This window comes from Listeria sp. ILCC792 (assembly GCF_900186135.1).
GTDB classification, from domain to species: Bacteria; Bacillota; Bacilli; order Lactobacillales; family Listeriaceae; genus Listeria; species Listeria goaensis.
On the sequence record NZ_FYBO01000014.1, the window covers coordinates 65983 to 73606 of the forward strand.

At 42.4% G+C, this 7624-nt stretch carries 7 protein-coding genes and 1 pseudogene; 4 read left to right on the forward strand and 4 right to left on the reverse strand.

The features are described 5' to 3' along the window. Nucleotides 1-200: 200 nt before the first annotated feature. From CFS60_RS12760 to iolD, 4 genes are read left to right on the forward strand one after another with little or no spacing between them, the layout of a single operon-like run. Nucleotides 201-1661, forward strand: a complete 1461-nt coding sequence (locus CFS60_RS12760) for a CoA-acylating methylmalonate-semialdehyde dehydrogenase (RefSeq protein ID WP_088809903.1) — start codon at nt 201-203, stop codon at nt 1659-1661. A 14-nt stretch (nt 1662-1675) separates the two neighbouring features. After that, nucleotides 1676-2497: a 5-deoxy-glucuronate isomerase gene (iolB, locus tag CFS60_RS12765; RefSeq protein WP_088839337.1), complete on the forward strand. Its 822-nt coding sequence runs from the start codon at nt 1676-1678 to the stop codon at nt 2495-2497. A 13-nt stretch (nt 2498-2510) separates the two neighbouring features. Further along, complete coding sequence (gene iolC / locus CFS60_RS12770) at nt 2511-3488, forward strand: 5-dehydro-2-deoxygluconokinase (protein ID WP_088809905.1); 978 nt, start codon at nt 2511-2513, stop codon at nt 3486-3488. A gap of 20 nt (nt 3489-3508) precedes the next feature. Continuing rightward, a complete protein-coding gene (gene iolD, locus CFS60_RS12775) occupies nt 3509-5422 on the forward strand; it encodes a 3D-(3,5/4)-trihydroxycyclohexane-1,2-dione acylhydrolase (decyclizing) (protein WP_088839338.1) in 1914 nt (637 codons plus the stop codon). Nucleotides 5423-5840: 418 nt separating this feature from the next. On the opposite strand, the gene CFS60_RS12780 is transcribed toward iolD, so the two are convergent. The 4 genes and pseudogenes from CFS60_RS12780 to CFS60_RS12795 form a co-directional block, all read right to left on the reverse strand. Continuing rightward, complete coding sequence (locus CFS60_RS12780) at nt 5841-6074, reverse strand: Imm74 family immunity protein (RefSeq protein WP_088839339.1); 234 nt, start codon at nt 6072-6074, stop codon at nt 5841-5843. 5 nt (nt 6075-6079) lie between these two features. Continuing rightward, a pseudogene (locus tag CFS60_RS12785) lies at nt 6080-6305 on the reverse strand (hypothetical protein). A gap of 376 nt (nt 6306-6681) precedes the next feature. Then, nucleotides 6682-7050, reverse strand: coding sequence for a hypothetical protein (locus tag CFS60_RS12790; protein WP_088839340.1), 369 nt, complete (start codon nt 7048-7050; stop codon nt 6682-6684). Between the two features lie 17 nt (nt 7051-7067). Beyond that, nucleotides 7068-7624 (reverse strand): hypothetical protein (locus CFS60_RS12795; RefSeq protein WP_369823203.1); only part of this gene is annotated, 557 nt, incomplete at its 5' end.

Sequence of the window (7624 nt, forward strand, 5' to 3'; positions counted from 1 at the left end):
AAATGTTAATAAAGGCGCCAAGTTTCCATTCGAAGCTTGGCGTCTATTTTTGTGCGCATTCATAGTCCAAACTATTGTCATCTGTGCTGACAAATAAAATCATAAGGCATGTTGAACGTTTGAAATCAAACTACTATTATGAAGATGTAATCAAAATATGACAATTTGTGGAGTAAGTTAAATGAGTGGAGGCGTCTTATATGACAGAGGTAAGAAAAATGAAAAACTTTATCGGCGGAAAATGGATAGAGAGTAGCACGGATAATTTTGAAAACGTTATCAATCCGGCAACTGGAGAAGTCATTTGCCAAGTGCCGATTTCGACGCGCGCGGAATTAGATAGCGCCGCACAAATTGCGCAAGCGGCTTTTCTAAAATGGAGTAAAGTGGCGGTTCCTAGGCGTGCAAGGATTTTATTCAACTTTCAACAATTGCTACAAAAAAATAAACAAGAACTGGCTAAATTAATTACGATGGAAAATGGGAAAAATTTGTCCGAAGCACTTGGCGAAGTCGGACGTGGCATTGAAAACGTTGAATTTGCAGCTGGTACGCCGTCACTTATGATGGGGGATTCGCTTGCAAGCATCGCGACAGACGTGGAAGCTGTAAATTATCGTTATCCAATTGGCGTCTGCGGCGGCATTGCACCATTTAATTTCCCCATGATGGTACCTTGCTGGATGTTCCCGATGGCCATCTCGCTTGGCAACAGCTTCATTTTAAAACCATCAGAACGCACCCCACTGTTAATGGAAAAATTGGCCAATTTATTTGCCGAAGCAGGACTGCCAGATGGCGTGCTAAACATTGTATACGGGGCGCATGATGTCGTAAATGGTATTTTGGAAAATGAAACGATTAAAGCGGTTTCGTTTGTTGGCTCGAAGCCCGTTGGGGAATATGTCTACCAAACAGGAAGCGCTCATTTAAAACGCGTTCAAGCTCTTACGGGGGCTAAAAACCATACCATCGTACTGAATGATGCGGACCTTCAGGATACGGTGACAAACGTCATTGCGGCGGCTTTTGGCTCTGCTGGCGAACGTTGCATGGCGTGCGCGGTGGCGACCGTTGAAGATGGGATTTATGACGAGTTTGTCGAAGCTCTAAAACAGAGAGCGTCGGAAATAAAAATTGGCAACGGCCTCGATGATGGCGTCTTTTTAGGGCCAGTCATTCGCGAGGAGAACAAAGAAAGAACGCTTTCGTATATTGAAAAGGGAGTTGCAGAAGGCGCAAAATTGGTTGTTGATGGACGCGAAAAAGTACCAGCAAACGGCTACTTTGTTGGCCCAACCATTTTTGAAGACGTGACAACGGATATGACCATTTGGAAAGATGAAATTTTTGCGCCCGTTTTATCCATCATTCGGGTGAAAAATTTACAGGAAGCGGTTGAGATTGCGAATCAATCGGAGTTTGCTAATGGGGCTTGCTTATTTACAGATAGTGCGAAAGCGGTGCGCTACTTCCGTGAAAATATTGATGCGGGCATGCTTGGCGTTAATTTGGGTGTGCCAGCTCCAATGGCCTTCTTCCCATTCTCTGGTTGGAAGTCATCATTTTATGGGACTTTGCATGCGAATGGAAAAGATAGCGTAGATTTCTTCACGCATAAAAAAGTAGTAACGGCGCGTTATTCACAAAAAGGTTACTAGGAGGCAAAGTGAACATGGCAAAACTTTTAAGAAAACCGCAAAACGAGCTTTTAAAGGAAGGGATTACTTGTGTGCACCGCGTGACGGAGGACAATGCGCCGCTGCACTATGTGGCTTTTATGATGCTTGATGTCAAAAAAGGGGCAACGTACGGGAAAACTTTGGCAGATATGGAAGTTTGTATCGTTGCTTTAACCGGAAAAATCACAGTACGCACTGAAAATGAGGTTTTTGAACAGATTGGGACGCGAAAATCTGTTTTTGAAAAAATTCCAACCGATAGTGTGTATGTGGGACGCGGTCAGCGGTTTGAAATTGCTGGCGAATCGGAAATGGCGCGCGTGGCACTTTGCTATTCACCAACTGAAAAGGCTTTGCCTGTGCGTTTTATTCCCGCAAGTAGTAATACGATTGAAGCGCGTGGAAAATATCAAAATAGGCGTTTGGTGCATAATATTTTACCGGATGATTCTGACGTGACGGATAGCGTTTTAGTAGTGGAAGTGTACACAGAAGGCGGCAACTTTTCGAGTTATCCACCGCATAAACATGATCAAAACAATTTGCCAGCGGAATCTTTTTTGGAAGAAAGTTATTATCATGAAATGAATCCAGCGCAAGGCTTTGTGTTCCAGCGTGTGTATACAGATGACCGGTCGATTGATGAAACGATGACGGTGGAAAATCGCGATATGGTACTGGTGCCTGCTGGCTATCACCCGGTTGGCGTACCAGACGGTTATACGTCTTATTATTTGAATGTGATGGCAGGACCAGAGCGGATTTGGAAATTCCATAATGACCCGGCACACGCTTGGATACTGGACCGCAAATAGAGGAGGACTAAAAATGGATTTAAATACACATAAAGAACGAAAATTTGATATTATCGCCATTGGCCGCGCATGCATTGACTTAAATGCGGTGGAGTATAATCGCCCGATGGAAGAAACGATGACTTTTTCTAAATATGTAGGTGGAAGTCCTGCAAATATTGCCATTGGTGCTTCCAAATTGGGCCTCTGTGCTGGATTCATTGGGAAAATTCCAGATGACCAACATGGTCGTTTTATTGAAGGCTATATGAAACAAGTTGGTGTAAATACGGACGGCATGGTCGTGGATACGGAAGGGCATAAAGTTGGGCTTGCCTTCACGGAAATCAAAAGCCCCGACGAATGTAGTATTTTAATGTACCGCGATAATGTGGCGGATTTATATTTGCAGCCAAACGAAATCGATGAAGCATATTTAAGCTCGGCACGCCTTTTGCTCGTATCTGGAACGGCACTCGCCAAAAGTCCATCTCGTGAGGCTATTTTAAAAGCGATTCAGCTTGCACGAAAAAACGATTGCCTTGTCGCGTTTGAACTAGATTACCGCCCGTACACGTGGGTTTCGGAAGAAGAAACCGCGATTTATTATTCGCTTGTTGCCGAACAGGCTGATATTGTCATTGGAACGCGCGATGAATATGATGTGATGGAAGGGCGTTCAGGCGGTGCGAATGAGGTGACGACGAAGCACCTATTTTCCCACCATGCGAAGCTTGTTGTGATTAAACACGGCGCAAGTGGTTCAAACGCATATACGAAGGCAGGCGAGGTTTTCCGAGCTGGGGTGTACAAAACGAACGTCTTGAAAACATTTGGAGCGGGCGACTCGTATGCATCTGCTTTTCTCTATGCTTTATTCACAAATAAAGGGGTGGAAACGGCACTAAAATACGGGAGTGCATCGGCCTCGATTGTAATTAGTAAGCATAGTTCTTCAGATGCGATGCCGACTTCGCATGAAATTGAAGCGCTGATTGAAGCGCAAAAATAGTAAAACTGGAGGTGCGCCTTATGCCAAATGAAAAAATTCGGTTGACGACGGCACAAGCATTAGTGAAGTTTTTGAATGAGCAATATATTGAAATTGACGGCGAAGTGACGCCATTTGTGGAAGGCATTTTCGCGATTTTTGGTCACGGAAATGTGGTCGGCATCGGCCAAGCGCTTGAAGAGCACCAGGGACATTTAAAGATTTATCAGGGGAAAAACGAGCAAGGCATGGCGCACGCCGCGATTGGTTTTGCGAAACAGAACAACCGTAAGAAAATTTTCGCCTGTACTGCATCAGCTGGCCCAGGGAGCGCCAATTTCGTGACGGCGGCTGGAACAGCACTTGCGAACAATATTCCGGTGCTCTTCTTGCCGGCGGATACATTTGCCACACGCCAGCCTGATCCTGTGTTACAGCAACTTGAACATGCGTACAGTGCCGATGTGACAACAAATGATGCGCTCCGCCCGGTTTCGCGCTACTGGGATCGAATTGAGCGCCCAGAACAAATCATGAGCGCGCTTATCCGCGCATTTGAAGTGATGACCGACCCTGAAACCGCAGGCCCCGCAACAATTTGTATTGCGCAAGATACGGAAGGGGAAGCGTATGATTATCCGGTTGAATTTTTCAAAAAGCGAATTCACCACATGAATCGCAGAATACCGGCTGAACGCGAATTAATTGGTGCGGCGGATTTAATTACAGCGAGTGAGCGTCCGGTCATCATTGTGGGCGGTGGGGCGCGCTATTCTGGCGCACGCGAGGCATTAATCGCGCTTTCAGAGCGGCATAACATTCCACTAGTGGAAACGCACGCCGGGAAATCGACGGTAGAAAGTACATTTGCGAACAATTTGGGTGGCAGCGGCATTCTAGGCACGCTTGCGGCAAATAAAATCGTGCAGTCGGCCGACCTCGTCATTGGCGTTGGCACGCGCTACACGGATTTTATCACCAGTTCAAAAACAGCCTTTCAAGCGCAAACGAAATTTTTGAATATTAATGTGAGTCGGCAACAAGCGTATAAATTTGATGCGTTTCAAGTGGTAGGGGATGCTAAAACGGCGCTTACCACGCTACAGCCGCGCCTAGAAGGTTATCTCACGTCTTACGGGGATGAACTGCAAATTTTACAAGAAGAGTGGGACAAAGAGCGTGAACGTCTGGCAAATGTGAAGTTTACGCGTGAGAATTTTGAACCCGAAATCAAAAATCAATTTGCGACCGCAACATTAAACGAATATGCCGATGCTTTGAACACAGAATTTACCCAAACAGAAGCACTGCTCACGATTAATGAGGTGGTAGATGCAAACAGCATTGCGCTCACTTCGGCTGGTTCGCTGCCTGGCGATTTGCACCGTTTGTGGAACACAGAAGTGCCAGAAACGTATCACCTTGAATACGGCTACTCGTGCATGGGCTACGAGATTAATGGGGCGCTTGGGGCGAAAATCGCAGCGCCGGAGAAAGAAGTTTACGCCATGGTGGGAGATGGCAGCTTCAACATGCTTCACTCAGAGCTTCTAACATCTCTCCAGTACGGTCATAAGCTCAACATTATGCTGTTCGACAATTCTGGTTTCGGCTGTATCAACAACCTACAAATGGCAAACGGGAGCAAAAGCTTTTACTGCGAATTTCGGGATGAAAATGACCGGATTTTGAATGTCGACTATGCAAAAATTGCAGAAGGCTACGGGGCAAAAATATATCGGGTGAACAACAAAAAAGAGCTTACGCAAGCGCTCTTAGATGCGAAAAAGCAAACACGTACAACGCTCATCGAAATGAAAGTCCTCCCAAAAACCATGTCCGACGGCTATTTAGGCTGGTGGAACGTTGGCGTCTCCGAAGTTTCTGGAAAAGAAAGCATTCAAAAAGCCTATAAAGACAAGCAGGAAATGTTGAAGAATGCGCGGTTGTTTTAGAATGTGTTTCTGCGAAAATGAATTATAGAACAATTAATTTTAGAGGCTAGGATCTGTCCTAGCCTCTTTCTTTGTAAGAACGTATTACGCACGGCTAAACGGTAATAGTATTTTAATAACTTTATATTTCCTAAATTTCTTCTATATTCTCTAGCAAAATAGATATAATTTATAACTGCTTCGCGGCCAGTCACCTAGTCTTTCCCCGTAATCAAGACTGCCGCAAGCTACACTTAAAGTTATACCTGCTGAGAGAGGGGACAAAATCAGAAAACGGTATCAGTGATTGGTGCTTCACTAATACCGTTACAATACCTTTACTATATTCTAATTAAAATCATTGTACACCTAAGAAATATTCGGTTTACTTTATTCATGAGCAACATGAATACCATTTTCAAATTCACTATACTACTTATTATTCGAATGAGATTTGTACAGTGTTTTCATTCGTATTCTCTTTTACTTGCTGAATAATTTCTTGGATTTCTTTTTCTGAAAGTTTTTCATTTTCATGTGGTAACTCCCAATTCTTCATTGAATCTTTAAAAGCTACAAATTTTCCTCCTACTAATATTTCTCCATCTGCCTTTACTGCATATCCATTTTCTAAATCAAATTTTACGTGTGAGCTACTACCTGTAATTTTCATTTAATTTACTTCCTTTCAAAAATGATTTTTTCAATTCCTGTTTTAGGGTCAATTGTAGTAATTTTGGTAACTTTAGGATTACTTTTTAATCGAGGTAACTCCACATTCTCCCATATATTACCAGGTCTCAACTCTGAACCAACTACTGCACGAACTTGACCAGAAACTTGTTCTGCATAAGCACCTGAAGCCAAATCCCAAGCTTCCATTGTTAAAATCCCATTCTGGCATTTTAATATTTTTATTCTCTATTGTTGATTCTAAAGTCGTACCCCCTTTACCCTTTGCTACACTTGCCGCTATGTCAGCTCCTCCAACACCATCTGTTCTACCAGACCAGAAAAATGCAGTATCGGAATCTGTTTTTAATTTTGGTCGAATTTCATTAATATTGAATCCGCCAGCCCCACTGGCTTTCTTTGGGCTAGAAAATAAAAAAAGAAACGACAAAGTTCAATCGCTTCTTTTTCAATCTTAAATCTCTGTACAATAAATACAGCTAGCTTATGTTAGCTACTAGAAACTTGATTAGTGAGATTGTGCTTACTAGTCAAGGCTCTATTTTCTCGATTCCCGTCGAGTAGTAGAGTGCCTTTTTATTTTTTATTTAACTTGCAGATATAATTTCTAATTCTTTAAAATAAAAATGAATTGAATCATCTTCATAGTCATCTAAATAATATTTTCGCTGTGTTTCAAAACTAGATTCTACCTTTGAAATTTTAAACCCTGACAATTGATTATATGATTCTCCAAAATTTTCTATGGATAAGCTTGCAATATCTTTAAATAAAATGGTTAGTATTTTTTCTTTTTGTTCATATTCAAAAGTGAATTTGATTTCAACATAAGAAATTTCATCGTAGAATTCATTGTAATCTATATAATAATTGATGCTTCTAATACCTGTAATGTTTGTTGTTAAAAAATTTGGATACTCTTTTTCCAAAATTGTTCCTTCATACCACTTAATCATTAAAAAACCTCTTTCTGTTAATAATTATAATCAAATTTCATCCCTTTTTCTGGTGATAACCCTGGACCATACAAATATTCATGTATATGAGGAACGCTATGTTCTAGAGGCATTCCATGATCACTAAAATCAACTCGAATACTTTGTCTACCAAACTCATCATAAATTACTTTTGATTTTTCAATAGTCCCATTGTACTCTCTGTAATGATAATAACTAGAATTGGGAGTTCCTACTTGAGGTGCTTTTCTTCCCCAATATTGGTCATATCTAGCCGCTTCCTCTGGGCTCATTAATTCACCAAAACTATTTTCAGCCCCACTGGCTTTTTCCATTATACCATCAGCCCGTTTGCCTCCGCCACCCAAATTTACATCAAACTTCCGAAGCACATCTTTCAGATTCTCGGTCCCTTGGGCGATTTTGGAAGGCGCTTGATTCGGGATACCTCCCATGCCAGCTAAGGCTAGATTTTTTCGTGGTGGCAAGTTTAAAGAGCCTTTCATGGCGGTTGCCGTTTGTCCGACCTTGTCCAATCCTTTGATGCCTTTTTGTGTGGTGACTTGTAATGCGT

Bases quoted from the DNA above. Each gene is read 5' to 3' on its own strand.
- CFS60_RS12760 (WP_088809903.1), top strand. From the start codon at position 201: ATGACAGAGGTAAGAAAAATGAAAAACTTTATCGGCGGAAAATGGATA.
- iolB (WP_088839337.1), top strand. From the start codon at position 1,676: ATGGCAAAACTTTTAAGAAAACCGCAAAACGAGCTTTTAAAGGAAGGG.
- iolC (WP_088809905.1), top strand. From the start codon at position 2,511: ATGGATTTAAATACACATAAAGAACGAAAATTTGATATTATCGCCATT.
- iolD (WP_088839338.1), top strand. From the start codon at position 3,509: ATGCCAAATGAAAAAATTCGGTTGACGACGGCACAAGCATTAGTGAAG.
- CFS60_RS12780 (WP_088839339.1), bottom strand. From the start codon at position 6,074: ATGAAAATTACAGGTAGTAGCTCACACGTAAAATTTGATTTAGAAAAT.
- CFS60_RS12790 (WP_088839340.1), bottom strand. From the start codon at position 7,050: ATGATTAAGTGGTATGAAGGAACAATTTTGGAAAAAGAGTATCCAAAT.